Raw genomic sequence first — 20,943 nt, forward strand, 5'->3', positions numbered from 1 at the left:
CCGCCAGGGGCACGGCTGGTTAGCTACGTTCGGAAGGGATAACCGCTGAAAGCATCTAAGCGGGAAGCTCGCTTCAAGATGAGGTATCCCACCCACATTGTGGGGTAAGGCCCCCAGCTAGACGACTGGGTTGATAGGCCGGAAATGTAAGCCCGGTAACGGGTTCAGTTGACCGGTACTAATAGGCCGAGGACTTGACTACCAAGCTGCTACGCGTCCACTGTGCAACTCTGAACAAACGATCACCCACCAAGGGTTGGTTGACATGTTCATAGAGTTACGGCGGTCATGGCGGAGGGGAAACGCCCGGTAACATTCCGAACCCGGAAGCTAAGCCCTCCAGCGCCGATGGTACTGCACTCGGGAGGGTGTGGGAGAGTAGGACACCGCCGGACAATCTTCCAGTCGAGGGCCGCCCCAGCAGGGGCGGCCCTCGACTGCGTTAGCGTTCTCGGCGGAAACGCCATCAGGAAGGATGTACCTGTGAGCTCAGGACCCCAGGGCGGGGACCGCCCCCGTCGTTACGAGGATCGCGCCGACCGCGGCCAGGGGCGTGGTGACGCCGGCCGCGACGGCCGTCGCGATGACCGTCCCTCGTACCGGGGCGGCCGCGACGACCGCCCGGGTGGCTTCCGTGGTGGCGACCGTGACAGTGGCACCCGTGGCGGTGACCGTCGTGAGGGCGGTTTCCGTGGCGGTGACCGTCGTGAGGGCGGCTCCGGCGGCGGTGACCGTCGTGAGGGCGGTTTCCGGGGTGGCGACCGTGAGGGTGGCTTCCGGAGTGGAAGCCGTCCGGGCGGCGACCGGCGCGAAGGCGGGTTCCGGGGCGGCGACCGTGACGGCGGTTTCCGCGGTGGTGAGCGTCGCGAGGGTGGCTTCCGTGGCGGTGACCGCCGCGAGGGCGGCTTCGCCGGTGGCGACCGCCGCGAGGGCGGTTTCCGTGGTGGGGACCGTCGCGAGGGTGGCGCCCGCGAGGGCGGCTTCCGGGGCGGCGATCGTCGCGAGGGCGGTTTCCGGGGTGGCGACCGTGAGGGTGGCTTCCGCGGTGGTGAGCGTCGCGAGGGCGGGTTCCGCGGTGGCGACCGTGAGGGTGGCTTCCGCGGTGGTGAGCGTCGCGGGGGCGGGTTCCGCGGCGGTGACCGTGAGGGTGGCTTCCGCGGTGGCGACCGCCGTGAAGGCGGCACCCGTGACGGTGGCTTCCGTGGCGGTGACCGCCGTGAGGGCGGGTTCCGCGGTGGCGACCGCCGCGAGGGCGGCTTCGCCGGTGGTGACCGTCGTGAGGGTGGCTTCCGCGGTGGCGACCGTGACGGTGGTTTCCGGGGCGGTGCCCGTGAGGGAGGCTTCCGGGGCGGTGACCGCCGCGAGGGTGGTTTCCGTGGCGGTGACCGGCGTGAGGGCGGTGCCCGTGAGGGAGGCTTCCGGGGCGGTGACCGGCGTGAGGGCGGTGCCCGTGAGGGAGGCTTCCGGGGCGGTGACCGCCGTGAAGGCGGCGGTTTCCGGGGCGGTGACCGTGAGGGTGGTTTCCGCGGTGGGGATCGTCGTGAGGGTGGCTTCCGTGGTGGCGACCGTCGCGAGGGCGGCTTCGCCGGTGGTGACCGTCGTGAAGGCGGTTTCCGCGGTGGCGACCGTGAGGGTGGTTTCCGCGGTGGGGATCGTCGTGAGGGTGGCTTCCGGGGCGGCGACCGTCGTGAGGGCGGCTATCAGGGCGGCGACCGCCGGGAGGGCTACGCCGGCGGCGAGCGCCGCGACGGCGGGTTCCGCGGTGGCGACCGCGACCGTGGCTTCCGGCGTGACGACCGGCGGCCGGGTGGCTTCCGGGGCGAGCGGGACGGTGAGCGCCGCGGCTACGGTGACCGGCCGGGCGGCGACGACCGCCGTGGCACCTACGGTCCGCAGCGGGAGCGCCAGGACGAGCGCGGCGAGGGTCGTACCGGTGAGGCGCCGGAGCTGCCCGACGACGTGGTCGCGAGCGACCTCGACTCGGCCGTCCGGGCGGAGCTGCTCTCCCTCGCCAAGCCGGTCGCGGAGACGGTCGCCCGGCACCTGGTCGCGACCGGTCTGCTGATCGACGAGGATCCGGCGCTGGCGCTGGCGCACGCCATGGCGGCCCGCCGCCTCGCCTCGCGGATCGCCGCCGTGCGGGAGGCCGTCGGGCTGGCCGCGTACCACGCCGGTGAGTGGCAGACCGCCATCGCCGAGCTGCGGACGTACCACCGGATGACCGGCCTGCAGAGCCACCTGGCGGTGCTGGCCGACTGCGAGCGGGCGCTGAGCCGGCCGGAGCGGGCCATCGACCTGTTCCGCGGCGCGGACCGGGACAAGCTCGACCAGGCCGTCGCGATCGAGCTGCTGATCGTGGCCGCCGGGGCGCGCGGTGACCTCGGGCAGAAGGACGCCGCGGTGGCGATGCTCCAGGTCCGCGAGCTGACCGGCGACTCGACCGAGCCGTGGGCGGCGCGGCTGCGCTACGCGTACGCGGACGCCCTGCTGGCGGTCGACCGGCGCGAGGAGGCACGGGAGTGGTTCTCCCGGGCCGCCGATGTCGACTCCGAGGGGGAGACGGACGCCGCCGAGCGGCTGCTGGAGCTGGACGGCGTGGTCATCGAGGGCGACGACGAGCCGGAGGACGACGCGGACACGTCCGAGGCGTCGGCCGACGACGACGACGACGATGACGATGACGACGACGATGACGACCGGGACGACCGGGACGACGACGCTCGGCTGAGCGGCGACGGCGGTGACGCGGCTCGGGCCGGCTACCGGGACCGGGACGCCGGCGACCTGGCCGACGACGAGCTGACCGACACCGAGGCCGGCTCGCTCGCCGCCGACACCCCGGCCGCCGTCGGCACGACCGAGGAGCCGGCCGCCGGTACCCCGGCCGACGAGGTCACCCAGGCGCGGGCGGCCGGCGAGGGCGAGGCGGCGGACCGCCGATGACCGGGTACGCCGGTGACACCGCCTCCGGCGCGGATCGGGGAGAACCCGACCGCGCCGGGGCGGGGCGGCTCGTCGACGCGTACTCGCTCGTCGTCTTCGACCTGGACGGCGTCATCTACCTGATCGACCGGCCCATCCCCGGCGCGGTCGAGGCGGTCAGCCGGCTGCACGCCGAGGGGCGCGCGGTCGCGTACGCGACGAACAACGCCTCCCGCCGCTCCAGCGAGGTGGCCGATCTGCTCACCGGCATGGGCGTCGCGGCTGAGCCGGCGGAGGTGCTCACCTCCGCGGCGGCCACCGCCGAGCTGCTCCGCGACCGGCTGCCCGAGGGCGCGCCGGTGCTCGTGGTCGGTGCGGAGGCGCTGCGGGCCGAGCTGCGCGCGGTGGGCCTGCGGCCGGTGTCCACCGCCGACGAGGAGCCCGCCGCGGTGGCCCAGGGCTACGGCCCGCAGGTCGGCTGGTCCGACCTGGCCGAGGCGTCCCTGGCGGTGCGCGCGGGCGCGCCCTGGTACGCCACGAACACCGACCGCACGCTGCCCAGCCCGCGTGGCCCGCTGCCGGGCAACGGCTCGCTGGTCGCCGTGCTGCGGACCGCGCTCGGCCGCGACCCCGACGTGATCGTGGGTAAGCCGGAGCCGGCGCTGTTCACCACCGCCGCGCGGCGGGCCGGGACCGGGCGCACGCTCGTCGTGGGCGACCGGCTGGACACCGACATCGAGGGCGCCCGCCGGGCCGGGCTGGACAGCCTGCTGGTGCTCACCGGCGTCAGCGACGCCACCGAGCTGCTGGCCGCACCCGAGGAGCGCCGCCCCGCGTACGTCTCGTTCGACCTGGCGGGCCTGTTCGACCCGGCCGCCGTGGTGGCGGTGCCGGGCCGGGCCGCGGACGGCGGCTGGTCGGTGACGGAGGCCGGCGCGGACCTCGTGCTCGACGGCGCGGGACCGCCTCTGGCGGCCCTCGCGGCGCTCTGCGCGGTGGCCTGGTCGACGGGGTCGGGGCCGCGCGTGCGGGCGCAGTCCCCGGCGGCGGAGGAGGCCCTCGCCACGTTCGGTCTCGACGGCTGAGGGGCCGGGCCGCTCAGAGCAGCTTGCGGAGCTTCATCAGGTCGAACGGGTTCGCCTTGATCGACACCCGGCGGGAGGCCACCGCCGCCATGACGTCGAGCCGGCCGTGGACCAGCGCGACGAGGTCGTCGCTGCCGGTGCTCAGCGCGATCTTCGCCTTCGGGTCGTCGCCGTCGGCCAGGTCGACCAGCCGGCCGCCCTCCAGCCGCCCGTGGAACGCGGTGCCGAGGTCGGTGATCCGGCAGGCCAGGGTGCGGTCGAGGTCGATGCGTCCCTGCGCCTCGGCGTTGCGGTCCAGCCGCGCGGCCAGGTCGTGCAACGCCTGCCGGCACTCGTCCACGCTGGCCACATCGTCTCCTCACCACGAACCACGCCGTTTCCCGGCACCGTACCGCAATGGGGCGTCCGGGGTGCCCGGTAGCGTGGCACCTGCACATCTCGCCCCGCGGAAGGACTCAGGCATGCAGGACGCGTGGCGCGCCTACCTCGAGCTGGCCATGGGCCTGACGGAGGCGCCCCGGAAGAAGGCACAGGACGCGGTCATGCGCGTCGTCGGCCAGGGCGGCGCGACCGCCGCCCAGCTCCAGACGCTCGCCGAGGAACTGGTCGCGACCGGCCTGGCGAACCGGGAGTCGCTGACCAAGCTGGTCCGCTTCGAGGTGGACCGGGCACTGGGCGCGGTCGGCCTGGCCACCGCCGACGAGGTCGCGGAGCTGACCCGCCGGGTGCACGACCTGGAGCGGCAGCTGCGCGAGGCGCGCGGCCACCTCGGCCCGGCCGACACCCCGCCCGCCGCCGCAGCACCGGCCGGGACAGCCGCCGAGCCGTCCGAGACGGCGCCGTCCGGGGCCGGGCAGCCGAACACCGCGTCGCCCGCCGCCGAGACCCAGCCCAAGGCCCCGGCGACGATGCCGGCAAAGGCCCCCGCGACGACGCCCGCCACGGCCCCCGCGACGACGCCGACGAAGGCGGTGGCGAAGAAGGCGGTGGCGAAGAAGGCGGTGGCCAAGAAGGCGATCGCGAAGAAGCCGCCCGCCACCGTGGCCCGCACCCCCGCCGACGACTCGCCCGCCGCGCCCGCCCGGCCGGCGAAGAAGGCAACCGGGCACCGGGCGGCCGGCTCGTGACCGCGCCCCGGCCCGGCCCGCCGCCGGGTCCGCGGCCCGGACCGCCCCCGGGGGTACGGCCCGCGCCGGTCGAGGAGGTCGGCGAGGCGAGCCATCCGGCGGTGGACGCCGCGGTGCTCGGCATGGCCAACGCCGAGGCGCTGGCCCCGGCCGACCAGATCGCCCAGTACGAGGCGGCGTACGAGACGCTGCGCGAGACCCTCGCCACAATCGACCAGGCCTGAGCAGAGGCGGAGACACACCTGATGGCTCGTCGTACCCGGCTGGACGCCGAACTGGTCCGGCGCGGGCTGGCCCGCTCCCGGGAACAGGCCGCCGCGCTCGTGGAGGCCGGTCGCGTCCAGCTGCGCGGAGTGCGGGCGCGCAAGCCCGCGGCGATGGTCGACCCGGCCGACCCGCTGCTGGTCACCGGCGAGGATCCGGCCGACGAGTACGTCTCCCGGGGCGGCCACAAGCTGGCCGGCGCGCTCGCCGCGTTCGCCCCCGGCGGGCTGACCGTCACCGGCCGGCGCTGCCTGGACGCGGGCGCGTCGACAGGCGGGTTCACCGACGTGCTCCTGCGCGGCGGCGCCGCCGAGGTGGTCGCCGTGGACGTCGGCTACGGGCAGCTCGCCTGGTCGCTGCGTACCGACGAGCGGGTGCGGGTGTTCGAGCGCACGAACGTGCGTACCCTCACGCCGGAGGCGATCGGCGGCCCGGTCGACCTGACGGTGGCCGACCTGTCGTTCATCTCGCTGCGGCTGGTGCTGCCGGCGCTGGCGGCGTGCACCGGGCCCGGCGGTGACCTGGCGCTGATGGTCAAGCCGCAGTTCGAGGTCGGCAAGGAGCGCGTCGGTGCCGGCGGTGTGGTCCGCGACCCGGCGCTGCGCGCCGAGGCGGTGCTGGACGTGGCCGCGGCGGCCGCCGGGCTCGGCCTCGGCCTGGCCGACGTGGCGGCCAGCCCGCTGCCCGGGCCGAGCGGCAACGTCGAGTTCTTCGTATGGTTGCGCGGGGACGCGCCCGCCGCGGACCCGGAGCGGGTCCGCGCGGTGGTGGCCGCCGGCCCGCAGGGCGCCGCCGCGACGGCGGCCACGACCGAGGAGGTGTCCGGGTGAGCCGTACCGCGCTGCTGGTCACGCACACCGGCCGTCGACGCAGCACCGAGCACGCCCGGGCGGTTGCCGCCGACCTGATCGCCGCCGGGTTCGAGGTGCGGGTGGTGGCCGAGGAGGCCGACGACCTGGACCTGCCGGGCGTGGTGCCGGTGACCGGCCCGGAGGCCGCCGAGGGCGCCGAGATCGTGTTCGCGCTCGGCGGGGACGGCACGTTCCTGCGCGCCGCCGAGCTGGCCCGCCCGGCCAAGGTGCCGCTGCTCGGCATCAACCTGGGCAAGGTCGGCTTCCTCGCCGAGGCGGAGATCGACGACCTGGACACCGCCGTGCGTGACGTGGTCGACCGCAACTACACGGTGGACGAACGGCTCACCCTCGACGTCACCGCCGAGTTCGAGGGCGGCCCGACCATCGAGTCGTGGGCGCTCAACGAGATCAGCGTGGAGAAGGGCGAACGCGCCCAGATGCTGGAGCTGCTCGTCGACGTGGACGGCCGGCCGCTGTCCCGGTACGGCTGCGACGGCGTGATCTGCGCGACCCCGACCGGCTCGACGGCGTACGCGTTCTCCGGCGGCGGGCCGGTGGTCTGGCCCGAGGTGGAGGCGCTGCTGCTGGTGCCGATCAGCGCGCACGCGTTGTTCAGCCGTCCGCTGGTGACCGCGCCGACGTCGACGTTCGTCATCACCGTCGACCCGTTCACCACACTGGCCGTGCTGTGCTGCGACGGGCGGCGCGTCTACGACCTGCCGCCGGGCGCCCGGGTGACGGTGCGCCGGGGCACGCTGCCGGTGCGCATCGTGCGGCTGCGGGCCCGCCCGTTCACCGACCGGCTGGTGGCCAAGTTCGACCTTCCCGTCCAGGGCTGGCGGGGCAACCGTCGCTGACCAGCGGCTCAGTGGAAATCTCCGTTCGGCCCACCGGTCCCGGCCCTCGCGCGCGTTACGGTGGGCGTACGGGCCGCGAAGAGGTGAGTCCGGGCGCGGCGGTGAGGCCCGCCGCTTCCCGGATGCGGCCCGGTGTCGCGGGGCTCGGCCAGGGGGTGGCCGGGGCCGCGACGGTCGGGACGCCGGAGCGTCGTAGCCGGCCGCGGCGGGCGGACCGGCACGCCGTGTCCGGTCGGGTGTCGACCCCGGCCGGGCCGACAGGTCGCAGGGCCGCCGCCGGAGGAAGCGGCGGCACGCGAGCTGGGCGACACGGTCTCCGGCGTCCCGGCCTCCACTCCGTCGTGCGCGTGTCCACCTGGCTACGCGGTCCTGGGGCCGTCCCGCCCCGACCCCGGTCGGATCCAGCCGGGCCGGGCGGCCTGGAACGCCAGCCCGGGCCGGGTGTCCACATCGGCGGAGGCCATCAAGTCGGCCGGCCGCCACTGCACGGCACGCCGGGCTGACCTGTACCGGTGCCCGCGGCTCGCCCTGCCGGCTGGTCAACTGTCACACGGCGGGGCTACTGTCGGGTGCTGTGCTGGAAGAGCTGCGCATCACCGGACTGGGCGTCATCGAGGACACCACGCTGCCGCTGGCCGCGGGGATGAACGTCATCACCGGCGAGACCGGCGCCGGCAAGACCATGGTGGTGACCGGCCTCGGCCTGCTCTTCGGCGGCCGTGCCGACGCCGGCCGGGTGCGCGCCCAGCCGGGCCGCGCGGCGGTGGAGGGCCGGCTTCGCCTGAGCGGACGGGTGGCCGAGGCGGTGCACGCCCGCATCCTCGATGCCGGTGGCGAGCCCGACGAGGACGGCTCGCTGCTGCTCAGCCGCACCGTGACCATCGAGGGCCGCTCCCGGGCCCACCTGGGCGGGCGCGCCATGCCGGTGTCCACGCTCGGCGAGGTCGGCGAGCAGGTGCTCGCCGTGCACGGCCAGTCCGACCAGCTCCGGCTGCTGCGCCCGGCCGAGCAGCGCGCCTCACTCGACCGGTTCGCCGGGGCCGAGCACGAGAAGCTGCTCGACGCGCTGCGCGAGACGTACGCCCGGTGGCGCACCGTCGTCGACGACCTGGCCGACCGGCGGCGCAACGCCCGCGAGCGCAACCAGGAGGCCGACCTGCTGCGCCTGGGCCTGGACGAGATCACCCGGGTCGACCCGCAGCCGGGGGAGGACGACGAGCTGAAGGCCGAGGCGCAGCGGCTGGAGCACGCCGAGGGGCTGCGTACCGCCGCGCAGGTGGCGCAGCAGTGCGTGGCCGGCGGCGTCGAGGCGACCGACGAGACGCCGGACGCGACGGTGCTGCTCGGCACCGCGCGGCGCACGCTGGAGGCGCAGGCCGGCACCGACCCGGCGCTGGGTGAGCTGGCGGCCCGGCTGGAGGAGGCGGCCACGCTCGTCACCGACGTGGCCGCGGAGCTGTCGGCCTACCTGGCCGCGCTGGACGCCGACCCGGCCCGCCTGCAGACCGTGTACGAGCGGCGGGCCGCGCTGCGCGCGCTCACCCGCAAGTACGCCGACGACGTCGACGGCGTGGTGGCGTGGGCCGAGCGGGCTCGCACGCGGCTGTCCGATCTGGACACCTCCGACGAACTGCTGGACGAGCTGGACCGCGAGGCGACCCGGCTCGCCGGTGAGGTGGCCGACCTGGCCGGCCGGGTGTCGGCGTCCCGGCGGGAGGCGGCGGTGCGCTTCGCCGAGGAGGTGACAGTCGAGCTGGCCGGGCTGGCGATGCCGCACGCCCGCATCGAGGTGGCGGTGCTGCCGCGCCCGGCGGGCCGGTCCGAGCCGAGCCTGCCGGTCAACGGCGTCGAGACCGGCGTCGGCGCGGACGGCGCCGACGAGGTGGAGCTGCGGCTGCTGGCGCACCCGGGCGCGCCGGCGCTGCCGTTGCAGAAGGGCGCGTCCGGTGGCGAGCTGTCCCGGGTGATGCTCGCCATCGAGGTGGTCTTCGCCGGTTCCGGCGGCCCGCCCACGCTGGTGTTCGACGAGGTCGACGCCGGTGTCGGCGGTCAGGCCGCGGTGGAGATCGGGCGCCGGCTGGCCCGGCTGGCCCGTAGCCACCAGGTGCTCGTGGTCACGCACCTGCCGCAGGTCGCCGCGTTCGCCGACCGCCACCTGGTGGTGGCCAAGGACACCGGGGGAGCGGTCACCACGAGCGGGGTGCGCGTGGTGGAGGACACCGAGCGCGCCCGGGAACTGGCCCGGATGCTCGCCGGTTTGCCGGACTCGGATCTGGGTATCGCCCATGCCGAGGAGCTCCTGGCCGTGGCGGCCAAGGAAAGGCGTCCGTGATGCCCCGATTGTGAGCGCAAGCACACCGGCGCGGGTTCCGGTGTGCTTCCCTGGGTAGGCGGCCCTGCTCAGGCATGTCGCGACAGCAAAACCTGCCTCACATGCCAGGATGGTCACGATGCGTCTACCCACACTGCGCCGGAGCCGGAACCCGGAGCCGGGCTCCATCGTCGGCACCGCGCGCCTCGACCGGCGGACGAAACGGCTGGTCGGGCGGCTGCGACCCGGCGACATCGCGGTCATCGACCACGTCGACCTGGACCGGGTGGCGGCCGACTCGCTCGTCGCGGTGGGTGTGGCGGCGGTGCTCAACGCCAAGCCGTCGGTCTCCGGCCGCTATCCCAACCTCGGCCCGGAGGTGCTGATCTCGGCCGGCATCCCGCTGCTGGACGACCTCGGCGAGAGCGTCTTCGAGCAGGTCCGCGAGGGCGACCGGGTCCGCATCGAGGGCAACACCGTCTTCGTCGGCGACGAGCCGGTCGCGCACGGCTCGCTGCAGGACGCCGAAACCGTGGCCAAGTCGATGGCCGACGCCCGGGAGGGCCTGTCGGTGCAGTTGGAGGCGTTCGCCGCCAACACGATGGACTACCTGCGCCAGGAACGTGACCTGCTGCTCGACGGCGTCGGCGTGCCGGAGATCCAGACCCGGATCCAGGGCCGGCACTGCCTGATCGTGGTCCGCGGCTACGACTACAAGGCCGACCTGGACGTGCTGCGCCCCTACATCCGGGAGTTCAAGCCGGTGCTGATCGGCGTGGACGGCGGCGCCGACGCGCTTGTCGAGGCGGGCTACACGCCGGACATGATCATCGGGGACATGGACTCGGTCACCGACGACGTGCTGCGCTGCGGCGCCGAGGTGATCGTGCACGCCTACCCGGACGGGCGGGCACCGGGTCTGGCCCGGGTCAACGGGCTCGGCGTACCGGCGATCACCTTCCCGGCGGCGGCCACCAGCGAGGACCTGGCCATGCTGCTGGCCGACGAGAAGGGCGCCTCGCTGCTGGTGGCGGTCGGCACGCACGCCACCCTGGTGGAGTTCCTCGACAAGGGGCGCGGCGGCATGGCGTCGACGTTCCTGACCCGGCTGAAGGTCGGTGGCAAGCTGGTCGACGCCAAGGGCGTCAGCCGGCTCTACCGGCAGAGCATCTCCGGGTCGTCGCTGCTGCTGCTGGTCCTGTCGGCGGTGGCCGCGATGGCCTCCGCGGTGGCGGTCTCCACCGTCGGGAAGGCGTACCTGGGCGTGGTCTCCGAATGGTGGGACAATTTCGTGTTCCAGCTCGGCCAGCTCTTCTAGCTCCCCGACGATCAAGAGGCTGCAAGCGTGATCAACTTTCGCTACCACGTGGTGTCCCTGACCGCGGTGTTCCTGGCACTGGCGATCGGCCTGGTGGTCGGCACAGCCGCCCTCAACGGGCCGGTCGCCGACTCGCTCCGGGAGAACGTCAACGGCCTGCGCAAGGACAACTCGCTGATGCGCCAGTCGGTCAACAGCATGCAGAAGCAGCTGGAGACCGAGGAGGACTTCGCCGCCGAGATGGCCCAGCTCGTGCTGCCCGGCAAGCTGACCGGCCGCCGCGTGCTGGTGCTCACCCTGCCCAGCGGCCGCGACCAGGCCGAGGGCGTGGTGGAGATGCTCCGGACCGCCGGTGCCGACGTCACCGGCCGCATCGACGTGCAGGACAAGTTCGTCAACCCGGACAGCAACAACAACCTGCTGGAACTGGCGGTCACCGCGGCCCGGCCGAACAGCGCCCCCACCGGCAATCTGCCCGGCAACGGCCACGGCGTGGAGACCTCCAGCGCGCTGCTGGCAAACGTGCTGGTCGACCGCCCGGCCGGGAGCCCGCCGGTCAGCGACGCCGACCGGCGCGCGGTGCTGGAGCAGTACGCCACCGCCGGCTACCTCACCCCGGCGGACAAGATCTCCACCGCCGCCGAGGCGGTGGTGATGGTCACCGGCCAGCCGTACGTCGACAAGGACTCGGCGAAGAAGGACGAGTCGGTGGTGAAGATCGCCGAGCAGTTCGACAGGGCCGGCGCGCTGGTGGTCGCCGGGATGGGCTCGACCGGCGGCAACCTCGTCTCCGTGGTGCGCGGCGACCCGGTGCTGTCGCAGACCATCTCCACCGTCGACAACGCCAACACCGTGCAGGGCCAGCTGGGCACCAGCCTCGCCCTGGCACAGCAGCTCACCGAGAAGAAGACCGGCCAGTACGGCGTGGGCGACAACGCCACCTCCCGGGTGCCTACACTGCCCCGGTGACCGCTGCGGGCCGCCCGGTCCGTGCCGCGTCGCGTTCGAAGTCCGGATCGAGGAGGTTCCGTGAGACTGGGTCGGCTGCTCGCCGTGGGCGCGGGCGCGCTGGCCGCCCGCTACGTGCTGCGTCAGACGCGCACGTCGCCCGGCGGCCCGGCGCTGGAGCGCACCAACTACCGGGGCCGCACCGTGACCCTGGCCGCCGGTCCGGCCCTGGCCGCGGGCGCGGCCACCGGGGCCGCGCTCGGCGCCGGTAGCGCCCCGGCCGGCGCCGCCGCACTCGTCGCCGGGCTCGGCGCGGGCGCAGTCGGCCTCTACGACGACGTGGTCGGCGCGCGTCCCGAGCAGAAGGCCGCCAAGGGGTTCGCCGGGCATCTCGCCGCGCTGCGCGAGGGTCAGGTCACCGCCGGGATGGTCAAGGTCGCCGGGGTGGGCGTGGCCGGGCTGGGCGCCGCCGCGCTGCTCGCCGCCGACCGGCGGGTCGCCGCGCATCCGCGCCGCCGGCGGGCCGGGGCGTTCGGCCGCGGGCTCGACGTGCTGCTCGGCGCCGGCGTGGTGGCCGGCACCGCCAACCTGGTCAACCTGCTCGACCTGCGGCCCGGCCGGGCGCTGAAGTCCGGCATGCTGCTCGGCGCGCCACTGACCACCGGCCCGTACGGCGGGCTCGCCGCGGGCGCTGTCGGCGCCTCGGCCGCGCTGATCGGCGACGACCTCGGCGAGCGCGTGATGGTGGGCGACAGCGGCGCCAACGCGCTCGGCGCGCTGCTCGGGGTGAGCCTGGCCGCGCGTACCGGGCCGCTGGGCCGGGCCGGCGTGCTGGCCGTGCTCGCCGCGCTCACCGCCGCCAGCGAGAAGGTCAGCTTCACCCAGGTCATCGCGTCCACGCCGGGGCTGCGGCACCTCGACGAGCTGGGCCGGCTCCCGGACTGACGTGACGAAACCGGCTCCTCTCGCCGCCGCCGGCCGGGTCGCCGGGGCGGCCGCCCTCATCGCCGTCCTCACCGTCCTCAGCCGGCTCGCCGGCTTCGGCCGCACCGCCGTGTTCACCTGGATGCTGGGCCCCACCGACCTCGGCGGCGCCTACCTGGTGGCGAACTACGTCCCGAACTTCATCTTCGAGATCGTCGCCGGTGGGGCGCTCGCCAGTCTCGTCGTACCGCTGCTCGCAGGCGCCGTCGAGGTGGGTGACCGGCGCGCGGTGGCCGTCACCACCGGCGCGCTGCTGACCTGGACGCTGAGCCTGCTGGTTCCGTTGGCGGTGCTGCTGGCGGTGTTCGCCGACCCGCTGCCCGGCCTGATCGGAAACGGTCTCAGCGAGGCGCAGCAGGCCTCCGGGGCGCGGATGCTGCGGGTCTTCGCACCGCAGTTGCCGCTGTACGGCGTGGGCATCGTGCTGACCGGCGTGCTCCAGGCGCACCGCCGCTTCGCCTGGCCGGTGATCGCGCCGCTGCTGTCCAGCGTCACGGTCATCGCCGTCTACCTCGGGTTCACCGCCGCCGAGGGGCGGCAGGCCACGATCGGGGAGGCCGGACGCGGCGGCGAGTTGCTGCTGTCCGCCGGCACCACACTCGGCGTGGTGATGCTCTCGCTGTCGCTGCTGATCCCGGTGCGCCGGCTGCGGCTGCGGATCCGGCCCGGTTACCGGTTCCCGGCCGATGCCCGCGCCCGGGTCGGCGGTCTGGCGCTCGCCGGGGTGGTCACCGTGACCGCCCAGCAGATCGCCCTGGTGGTCGCGCTCAACCAGGTCACCTACGGCCGCACCGGCGACGTCGTCGTCTACAACCTCGCCCAGACCGTCTACTTCCTGCCCTGGGCGGTGCTGGCGGTTCCGCTGGCGGTGGCCGCGTACCCGACGCTCGTGGCGGCCCGGGCCACCGGCGACGAGCGCGCCTACCGGGAGACCCTGGCCCCGGCGGTACGCGGCGTCGTGCTGCTCAGTCTGCTCGGCGCCGCCGCGCTCGTCGGCACCGCGATCCCGGTCGGGCACTTCTTCTTCGCCGACCCGCTCGATGCGCGTACCGCGGCGGCCGGGATCGCCGGGTTCGCGCCCGGCCTGGTCGGCTACGGCCTGTTCGCGGTCCTCACCCGTGCGCTGTACGCCCGCGGCGAGACCCGCGCGGCCACCGTCGCCACCGCGCTCGGCTGGCTCAGCGTGCCCGCGCTCGCCGTGGTGTCCGCCCAGGTGGCGCCGCTGGCCGACCGGGTGCTCGCGGTGACGCTGGCGACATCGGCCGGCATGCTGCTGCTCGGCGCGCTGCTGATCGCCGCGGTCCGGCGGGCGGCAGGTGGCGAGGCGCTGGCCGGGATCGGCCGGGCCGGCACCGCCGGACTGCTCGCCGCCGTGGTCGCCTGCGCTGGCGGGGCGGCCGTCGCGGCGGGACTCGCCGGGCTCGGTGACGGCACCCCGACGACACCGTGGGCCCTCGCGCAGGGCATGCTGTCCGGGGTCGTGGTCGGTGTCCTGTTCCTCGCCGTCGCCTGGCTGACCGATGCCCGCGACCTGCGGCCGCTGCTCGCGACCGTTACCCGCCGGCTGCGCCGGCGACGCCCGGCCGGCGGGGACGACGGCCCGCCGGCGCAGCAGCACCCCGGCGAGCGGGGTGACGGAAGGGAGACCGTTTCCTCATGACGGACGCCTCGCCGGCACCGCGCTGGCCCGGGTCGGTGGCCCTGGTGCTCGCCTCCAGCACCGGCGGGGTCGGGCAGCACGTGCGCTCGATCGCCCGAGGGCTCACCGAGGCCGGCGCGTCCGTGCTGGTCTGCGGCCCGGCCGCCACCGAGGAGCAGTTCGACTTCACCGGTGCCGGAGCCCGGTTCACACCGGTGGAGATCCCGGCCAGCCCCACGCCGGGTGACGCGCGCGCGGTCACCGCGCTGCGCCGGGCGCTCGCCGGCACACCTGTCGACGTGGTGCACGCGCACGGGCTGCGCGCCGGCCTGGTCGCCGCGCTCGCCCGTCCCGCCGCGCCGCTGGTCGTCACCTGGCACAACGCCGTCCTCGCCGGTGGCCTGCGCGGTGCGGTGTCCCGGCTGGTCGAGCGCGTCGTCGCCCGGTCCGTGCGGGTCGCCCTGGGCGCCTCCGCCGACCTGGTCGACCGCGCCACCGCGCTCGGTGCCGCCGACGCCCGCCTGGCCCCGGTCGCCGCGCCGGCGCTGCCCGCGCCGCGCCGCCGCCGCACCGCGGTACGCGCCGAGTTCGGCGTCGCCGCCGACCGCCCGCTGATCCTGTCGGTGGGCCGGCTGCACCCGCAGAAGCGGTACGACGTCCTGATCGACGCCGCCGCCCGCTGGCGGACCCGCACCCCCGCCCCGCTCGTGGTGATCGCGGGCAGCGGTCCGGCGTACCTGCCGCTCGCCGCCCGGATCTCGGCCGCCCGCGCGCCGGTGACGCTGCTCGGGCACCGCACCGACGTGGCGGACCTGCTCGGCGCCGCCGACCTCGCGGTGGTGACGAGCGACTGGGAGGCCCGTCAGTTGTTCGCGCAGGAGGCGCTGCGGGCCGGCGTACCGCTCGTCGCGACCGCCGTCGGCGGTCTGCCGGACCTGGTCGGCGATGCGGCCGTGCTGGTGCCGCCGGGCGACGTGGACGCCGTCGACGCGGCGGTGCGCGACCTGCTCGACGACCCCGCCCGCCGGGCCGACCTGGGCCGGCGCAGCCTGGCCCGGGCCGCGACCTGGCCCACCGAGGCGGACACCGTGGCCGCGCTCGCCGGCCTCTACGCCGAGCTGACCCCGCAGCTCTCCACCGGGAACCGCTGATGCTGCGCAGACTGACCCCGGTGTTGCTGACGCTCGTCGTGGTGGCGCTGGGCATCACCGCGCTGTCCGCCCGCCCGGACGACGGCGCGACCCGGCCGAACGCCGACTACGTGGTGCTCGTCGGCGCGGCGGGCCTGCGGTGGGACGACGTCGACCCGGAGAACACGCCGACGCTGTGGCGGATGGCCGAGCAGGGCGCGATCGGGTCGCTCTCGGTCCGCTCCGCGCACCGCCCCACCTGCCCTGTCGACGGCTGGCTGACGCTCGGCGCGGGGAACTTCGCCGCCTGGCCCGGCACCCGCCCGAGCGGCGGCTGCCCGGCCACCGCCGTCACAGTCGAACGGCCCGACGGCATCGGCGCGAACCTGCCCGACCAGGCCAGCGCGGTCGTACACAACCAGGAGCAGCTCTCCTGGGGCGCCACGCCCGGCGCGCTGGCCGAGTCGGTGCGCTGCTCGGTTGCGGTCGGGCCGGGTGCCGCGGTGGCCGCCGCCCGCCCGTTCGGCCGGGTCGACAGGTACGCGCCCACGCTCCCCGAGGATCCGGCCGAACTGCTCGGCTCCTGCGTGCTGAGCATCGTCGACGTCGGCACCGTCGACGACGAGGACCCGGCCGTGCGGGCCGCGCAGGCGCGGCAGGCCGACGCCCGGCTGGCCCGGGTGCTCGCCGCCCGGCCGCCGCGTTCGCTGGTGCTGGTCGCCGGCGTGTCCGACACCGACTCCCCGGCGCGGCTGCACGTCGCTGTCGCCGACGGCCCCGGCTGGGAGGGCGGCTGGCTGACCTCGCCCAGCACCGCCCGGTCCGGCTACCTGCAACTGATCGACCTGGCCCCGACAGTGCTCGCCGTGCTCGACAAGCCGATGCCGGAACGGGTGTTCCTCGGCCGCCCCGCGGTGACGGTCGACGACCGGCCGGACGACCTGCGGGCCGCGATCGAGGCGCCGGCCGACGCGGACCGGGAGGCCGCCGCCCAGCGCCGCGTCGCCGGCTGGTTCTTCACGCTGCTCGCCGCCGCCCAGCTCGCCCTCGCGGTGGCGGTGCTGCCGCTGCTGCGCCGGGCCCGCCGGCTCGCCGGCCCGCACGGACCGGAACCGGTGTCCCCGCGCATCGTCGCCGTGGTGGAGCTGATGCTGATCGCCGCCGCGCTCGCCGTGCCCGCGGCGCTGCTCGCCGACGCCGTGCCCTGGTGGCGCGGCGACCACGCCGGCCTCTGGTACGCCTCGGTGACCGCGCTGCTCATCGTCGGCGGCACCGCCGCGGTCCGGTTCACTCCGGGGCACGAGCGCACCCTCGGCCCGCTCGGCGCGGTGGCCGGGCTGGCCACGCTCGTCGTCGGCGTGGACGTGCTCACCGGCTCCCGGTTGCAGCTCAACGGCGTGGTCGGCTACTCGGCGCTGGAGGGCGGCCGGTACGCCGGGCTCGGCACCGTCGGGCTGGGCGTGTTCATCGCCGGGGCGCTGCTGTGCGGCGGCTGGCTCGCCCAGCGGTTCCGCAAGGGCTGGCGGCCGATGGTGATGGTGACTGTCGGCGGGCTCGCCGTGGTGATAGTGGGCAGCCCGTACCTGGGCGCCGACTCGATCGGCGCGATCGCGCTCACCGCCGGCGTCAGCGTCGCGGCAGCGATCTGCAGCGGCGGCTGGCTCACCGTGAGCCGGCTGGCCTGGGCCACCATGGCCGCGCTGGCGGTCACCGTCGGCTTCGCCCTGGTCGACCTGGGCCGTCCGGCGGACGAGCGGGGCAGCGTGGGCCGGTTCCTGGCCGCTGTGGGCGACGGCACCGGCGGGCTCACCGTGCACCGGTCCAGCAGCTCCAACATCCAGACGCTGGTGAACAGCCCGCTCACCGTGCTGGCCCTGGCCGGGGCGGCGCTGGTCTGGCTCGCGCTGCTCCAGCCGTGGGGCGGGCTGATGCGGCTGTTCGGCATCTACCCGGCGATCCGGGCGGCGATGGCCGGTACCGGCGTGGCCGTCGGGCTGGGCGGCCTCCTTGGTGGGTCGGCACTGGACGTGGCCGGCGCGGCGGCGGCTCTCGTGGTGCCCATGGCGGCCCTGGCGGCGCTGCGGGTGCTCGACCACTCCACCGACCGTACGGTGCCCGACAGCGGCCGTCCCGGCGGCGAGACGGGCGCGGTCCCACCGGGCGGCCCGGACAGCTCCTCCCGGGGCGGTGCGGCCGGCGACGGTGCGGGTGGTGGTCGGCCGGCTGCCGACGGCCCGGCCGGTGACGGTGCCGGCGACCCGGGGGAGGCCGGGGAGCCGGTCGGGCCGGACGGACAGGACTCCGCCGGCACGCAGGCGCCGGACGGGCCGCCCGCCGCCGGCATGGCCCACGGGGCGCGGGTGCCCGCGCAGCCGACCCCGGCGTCCTCGGAGATCCCCGCCGGCTGACCCGGGCCGCCCGTGCGGCCCGCCAGGTCTGCCGCTCGCCGGTTCGGGGAGGTGGCGGGGTCGAGGCCCGGTGGAAGGCACCACAGCGGCGAGCTGGTGTCGATCAAGGGCCGGATCCGGGCCGGATCCGGCCTCACGTGCGCCGACAGCGGGTGCGACGCCGGCTCACGGTCCGGATGGTGTTACCGTGGAATCCCGTGGATCGCGTGATCACTCTGCTGATCGGCACGGCGGTTCGCACGACCGCTACGGACGACACGGGAGCAGGCCTTGGCCCCTACAGCACGGACGACCAGGCACATTTTCGTCACCGGGGGCGTCGCCTCCTCGCTGGGTAAGGGCCTCACCGCCTCCAGCCTCGGGAGTCTGCTCACCGCGCGCGGACTGCGCGTGGTGATGCAGAAGCTCGACCCGTACCTGAACGTCGACCCCGGGACGATGAACCCGTTCCAGCACGGCGAGGTCTTCGTCACCGAGGACGGCGCCGAGACCGACCTCGACGTCGGGCACTACGAGCGGTTCCTCGACCGGGACCTCTCCGGGAAGGCGAACGTCACCACCGGCCAGATCTACTCGGCGGTGATCGCCAAGGAGCGGCGCGGGGAGTACCTCGGCGACACGGTGCAGGTCATCCCGCACATCACCAACGAGATCAAGGCCCGCATCCTCGGCATGGCCGACCCGGACGCCGACGGCCAGGTGCCCGACGTGGTGATCACCGAGGTCGGCGGCACGGTCGGCGACATCGAGTCGCTGCCGTTCCTGGAGTCGATCCGGCAGATCCGCCACGACCTGGGCCGGGACAACTGCTTCTACCTGCACGTGTCGCTGGTGCCGTACCTGGCGCCGTCGGGCGAGCTGAAGACCAAGCCGACCCAGCACTCGGTGGCGCAGCTGCGCAGCATCGGCATCCAGCCCGACGCGCTGGTGCTGCGCTGCGACCGGGAGATCCCGGAGAAGGTCAAGGAGAAGCTGTCGCTGTACTGCGACGTCGACCGGGAGGCGGTCACCGCCGCGCCGGACGCGCCGAGCATCTACGACATCCCCAAGGTGCTGCACCGCGAGGGCCTCGACGCGTACGTGGTGCGCCGGCTCGGCCTGTCGTTCCGCGACGTGGACTGGACCCGCTGGGACGACCTGCTGGAGCGGGTGCACCAGCCCCGGCACACGATCACCGTCGCGCTGGTCGGCAAGTACGTCGACCTGCCCGACGCGTACCTGTCGGTCAGCGAGGCGATCCGGGCCGCCGGGTTCGGCCACCGCGCCCGGGTGCAGCTCAAGTGGGTGCCCAGCGACGACTGCGTGACCCCGGCGGGCGCCGCCGCCGCGCTGTCCGGCGTCGACGGCATCGTGATCCCCGGCGGCTTCGGCGTCCGCGGCATCGAGGGCAAGGTCGGCACCGCCCGGTACGCGCGGGAGAACGGCATCCCGCTGCTGGGCCTCTGCCTCGGCCTGCAGTGCATGACCATCGAGGTGGCCCGGCACCTGGCCAACCTCGACGGGGCGAACTCCCTGGAGTTCGACGAGGAGGCCGTGCACCCGGTCATCGCCACCATGGCCGACCAGGAGGACATCGTCGCCGGGCGCGGCGACCTGGGCGGCACCATGCGGCTCGGGGCGTACCCGGCGAAGCTGGCCGAGGGTTCGATCGTCGCCGAGGCGTACGGCAGCACCGAGGTCAGCGAGCGGCACCGGCACCGGTACGAGGTGAACAACGCCTACCGCGACCAGCTCACCAAGGCCGGCCTGACCATCTCCGGCACGTCGCCGGACGGGCGGCTGGTCGAGTTCGTCGAGCTGGACCGCAACCTGCACCCCTTCTTCGTGGCCACCCAGGCGCACCCGGAGCTCAAGAGCCGCCCCACCCGGCCGCATCCGCTGTTCGCCGCGTTCGTCGGCGCCGCCGTGGCGTACTCGCAGGCCGACCAGCTGCCGGTGGACCTGGACGGCGCGTCGAAGAAGGCCGGCCGCGGCGGTGGCGCGAAGGCCTCGGCCAGATGAGCGGCCGGTCCGCGCGAACGCGCGGGGTGGCGGCGTGAGCGGCGTCGAGCACCGGTACGAGGTGACCGGCCGCCGCCAGATCTGGTCCGGCCGGATCTTCTCCGTGGTCAGTGACGACGTCACCATGCCCGGTGGCGGCAGCGCGACCCGTGACTACGTGCGGCACGTCGGCGCGGTCGCCGTGGTGGCGCTCGACGACGCCGGTCAGGTGGTGCTGATCCGCCAGTACCGGCACCCGGTCGGCCGGCACCTGTGGGAGCTGCCCGCCGGGCTGATGGACGTCGGCGGTGAGGACCTGGCCGCCGCCGCGCTGCGGGAGCTGGCCGAGGAGGCGGACCTGACCGCCGGGCGCGTCGACGTGCTCGTCGACCTGCACAGCTCGCCCGGTTTCGCCGACGAGGTCGTGCGGGTGTTCCTGGCCCGCGACCTCGCCGACGTGCCGGCGGAGCAGCGGCACGACCGGCACGACGAGGAGGCCGACCTCCAGGTGGTCCGCGTGGACCTGGACGAGGCGGTGCGGATGGTGCTGGCCGGGGAGATCACCAACGCGTCCTGCGTGGCCGGTCTGCTCGCCGCCGCCCGCGCCCGGGACACCGGCTTCACCGAGCTGCGCCGCCCGGAGGCGCCGCTGCCGCGCTGATCCGGCACGGACGACGAAGGGGCCGCGCGGTGCGACGCACCGCGCGGCCCCTTCCGTGTGCCTGCGCTCAGTCGCGCAGCGGCCGGCCCTGCCCGTCGACGCCACCGTTGACCAGGATCAGGATGCCGTCGATGGTGCCCCAGAGCGCGCCGAAGCCACAGGTCACGACGCTCACCACGAGCTGGAGGACGCCGGTCTTGGTGTCGCCCATGTAGAACCGCCCGGCGCCGAAGAAGCCGAGCAGGATGCCGAGGATGCCCGCGACGACCTTGCTCTTGTCCGAGACGCCCTGCGGGTACTGCTGATAAGGAGTGGTCATGAGCGGACACAATAGTGATCGGTTCACGTCTTGTCGGTCTCGCGGCTCAGCCGATGGGAAGATGTCATCGAACTTTGTCCTGTCGGCGGATGGCGTCTCCACCGGGCAGTCCGAGGCATGCCTGACACACCGTCAG

The 20,943-nt window shown here is 75.0% G+C and carries 18 protein-coding genes, 1 rRNA gene and 1 other annotated feature; of the genes, 16 read left to right on the forward strand and 3 right to left on the reverse strand.

What is annotated here, in order from left to right; translation table 11 throughout:
- Positions 1-89 precede the first annotated feature (89 nt).
- Positions 90-190, forward strand: a sequence feature (23S ribosomal RNA rRNA prediction is too short).
- 88 nt (positions 191-278) lie between these two features.
- Positions 279-395 (forward strand): 5S ribosomal RNA (gene rrf, locus NMK34_RS12635).
- 94 nt (positions 396-489) lie between these two features.
- On the opposite strand, the gene NMK34_RS12640 is transcribed toward rrf, so the two are convergent.
- A complete protein-coding gene (locus NMK34_RS12640; RefSeq protein ID WP_318333527.1) occupies positions 490-2,043 on the reverse strand; it encodes a hypothetical protein in 1,554 nt (517 codons plus the stop codon).
- On the opposite strand from NMK34_RS12640, the gene NMK34_RS12645 reads away from it, so the two are divergent.
- Both NMK34_RS12645 and NMK34_RS12650 read left to right on the forward strand, forming a co-directional pair.
- Positions 1,960-2,943 carry a Replicase polyprotein 1ab gene (locus NMK34_RS12645; protein WP_318333528.1) on the forward strand — a complete coding sequence of 328 codons (984 nt, stop codon included), beginning with the start codon at positions 1,960-1,962 and terminating at the stop codon, positions 2,941-2,943. The genes NMK34_RS12640 and NMK34_RS12645 overlap by 84 nt on opposite strands.
- Positions 2,940-4,007, forward strand: a complete 1,068-nt coding sequence (locus tag NMK34_RS12650) for an HAD-IIA family hydrolase (RefSeq protein WP_318333529.1) — start codon at positions 2,940-2,942, stop codon at positions 4,005-4,007. Before NMK34_RS12645 ends, NMK34_RS12650 begins: the two co-directional genes overlap by 4 nt.
- A 13-nt stretch (positions 4,008-4,020) precedes the next feature.
- Here the strand turns inward: NMK34_RS12650 and NMK34_RS12655 are convergent, their stop codons facing one another.
- Entirely contained in the window at positions 4,021-4,356 is a 336-nt protein-coding gene (locus tag NMK34_RS12655; protein ID WP_135239476.1) for an SCP2 sterol-binding domain-containing protein, read from the reverse strand.
- 112 nt (positions 4,357-4,468) lie between these two features.
- On the opposite strand from NMK34_RS12655, the gene NMK34_RS12660 reads away from it, so the two are divergent.
- The 13 genes from NMK34_RS12660 (at position 4,469) to NMK34_RS12720 (ending at position 20,488) form a co-directional block, all read left to right on the forward strand.
- A complete protein-coding gene (locus tag NMK34_RS12660; protein ID WP_318333530.1) occupies positions 4,469-5,134 on the forward strand; it encodes a hypothetical protein in 666 nt (221 codons plus the stop codon).
- On the forward strand, positions 5,131-5,358 hold the full coding sequence (locus tag NMK34_RS12665) for a hypothetical protein (protein WP_194799848.1): 228 nt from the start codon (positions 5,131-5,133) through the stop codon (positions 5,356-5,358). Before NMK34_RS12660 ends, NMK34_RS12665 begins: the two co-directional genes overlap by 4 nt.
- 21 nt (positions 5,359-5,379) lie before the next feature.
- On the forward strand, positions 5,380-6,228 hold the full coding sequence (locus NMK34_RS12670; protein ID WP_269700394.1) for a TlyA family RNA methyltransferase: 849 nt from the start codon (positions 5,380-5,382) through the stop codon (positions 6,226-6,228).
- Entirely contained in the window at positions 6,225-7,109 is an 885-nt protein-coding gene (locus tag NMK34_RS12675) for an NAD kinase (protein ID WP_013285580.1), read from the forward strand. The genes NMK34_RS12670 and NMK34_RS12675 overlap by 4 nt, the downstream gene beginning before the upstream one ends.
- Positions 7,110-7,683: 574 nt before the next feature.
- Complete coding sequence (recN, locus tag NMK34_RS12680; RefSeq protein ID WP_318333531.1) at positions 7,684-9,441, forward strand: DNA repair protein RecN; 1,758 nt, start codon at positions 7,684-7,686, stop codon at positions 9,439-9,441.
- Positions 9,442-9,559: 118 nt separating this feature from the next.
- Entirely contained in the window at positions 9,560-10,738 is a 1,179-nt protein-coding gene (steA, locus tag NMK34_RS12685) for a putative cytokinetic ring protein SteA (protein ID WP_318333532.1), read from the forward strand.
- Between the two features lie 27 nt (positions 10,739-10,765).
- On the forward strand, positions 10,766-11,707 hold the full coding sequence (locus NMK34_RS12690; protein WP_318333533.1) for a copper transporter: 942 nt from the start codon (positions 10,766-10,768) through the stop codon (positions 11,705-11,707).
- A 60-nt stretch (positions 11,708-11,767) separates the two neighbouring features.
- Positions 11,768-12,631, forward strand: a complete 864-nt coding sequence (locus tag NMK34_RS12695) for a hypothetical protein (RefSeq protein WP_318333534.1) — start codon at positions 11,768-11,770, stop codon at positions 12,629-12,631.
- 1 nt (position 12,632) lies between these two features.
- Positions 12,633-14,330: a murein biosynthesis integral membrane protein MurJ gene (murJ, locus tag NMK34_RS12700; RefSeq protein ID WP_318333535.1), complete on the forward strand. Its 1,698-nt coding sequence runs from the start codon at positions 12,633-12,635 to the stop codon at positions 14,328-14,330.
- A complete protein-coding gene (locus tag NMK34_RS12705; protein ID WP_318333536.1) occupies positions 14,327-15,460 on the forward strand; it encodes a glycosyltransferase family 4 protein in 1,134 nt (377 codons plus the stop codon). The genes murJ and NMK34_RS12705 overlap by 4 nt, the downstream gene beginning before the upstream one ends.
- Positions 15,460-17,847, forward strand: a complete 2,388-nt coding sequence (locus NMK34_RS12710; protein ID WP_318333537.1) for a hypothetical protein — start codon at positions 15,460-15,462, stop codon at positions 17,845-17,847. The genes NMK34_RS12705 and NMK34_RS12710 overlap by 1 nt, the downstream gene beginning before the upstream one ends.
- Before the next feature lie 270 nt (positions 17,848-18,117).
- Positions 18,118-19,848, forward strand: coding sequence for a CTP synthase (locus NMK34_RS12715; protein WP_318333538.1), 1,731 nt, complete (start codon positions 18,118-18,120; stop codon positions 19,846-19,848).
- 34 nt (positions 19,849-19,882) lie between these two features.
- On the forward strand, positions 19,883-20,488 hold the full coding sequence (locus NMK34_RS12720) for an NUDIX domain-containing protein (RefSeq protein WP_135239487.1): 606 nt from the start codon (positions 19,883-19,885) through the stop codon (positions 20,486-20,488).
- A 67-nt stretch (positions 20,489-20,555) separates the two neighbouring features.
- Here NMK34_RS12720 and NMK34_RS12725 read toward each other — a convergent pair whose 3' ends face one another.
- Positions 20,556-20,870 (reverse strand): TM2 domain-containing protein, encoded by a 315-nt coding sequence (locus NMK34_RS12725; protein ID WP_396884342.1) that lies wholly within the window; start codon positions 20,868-20,870, stop codon positions 20,556-20,558.
- Positions 20,871-20,943: the final 73 nt, after the last annotated feature.

Origin of the sequence: Micromonospora sp. BRA006-A, from assembly GCF_033433935.1 — a bacterium.
Lineage (GTDB): Bacteria > Actinomycetota > Actinomycetes > Mycobacteriales > Micromonosporaceae > Micromonospora > Micromonospora aurantiaca.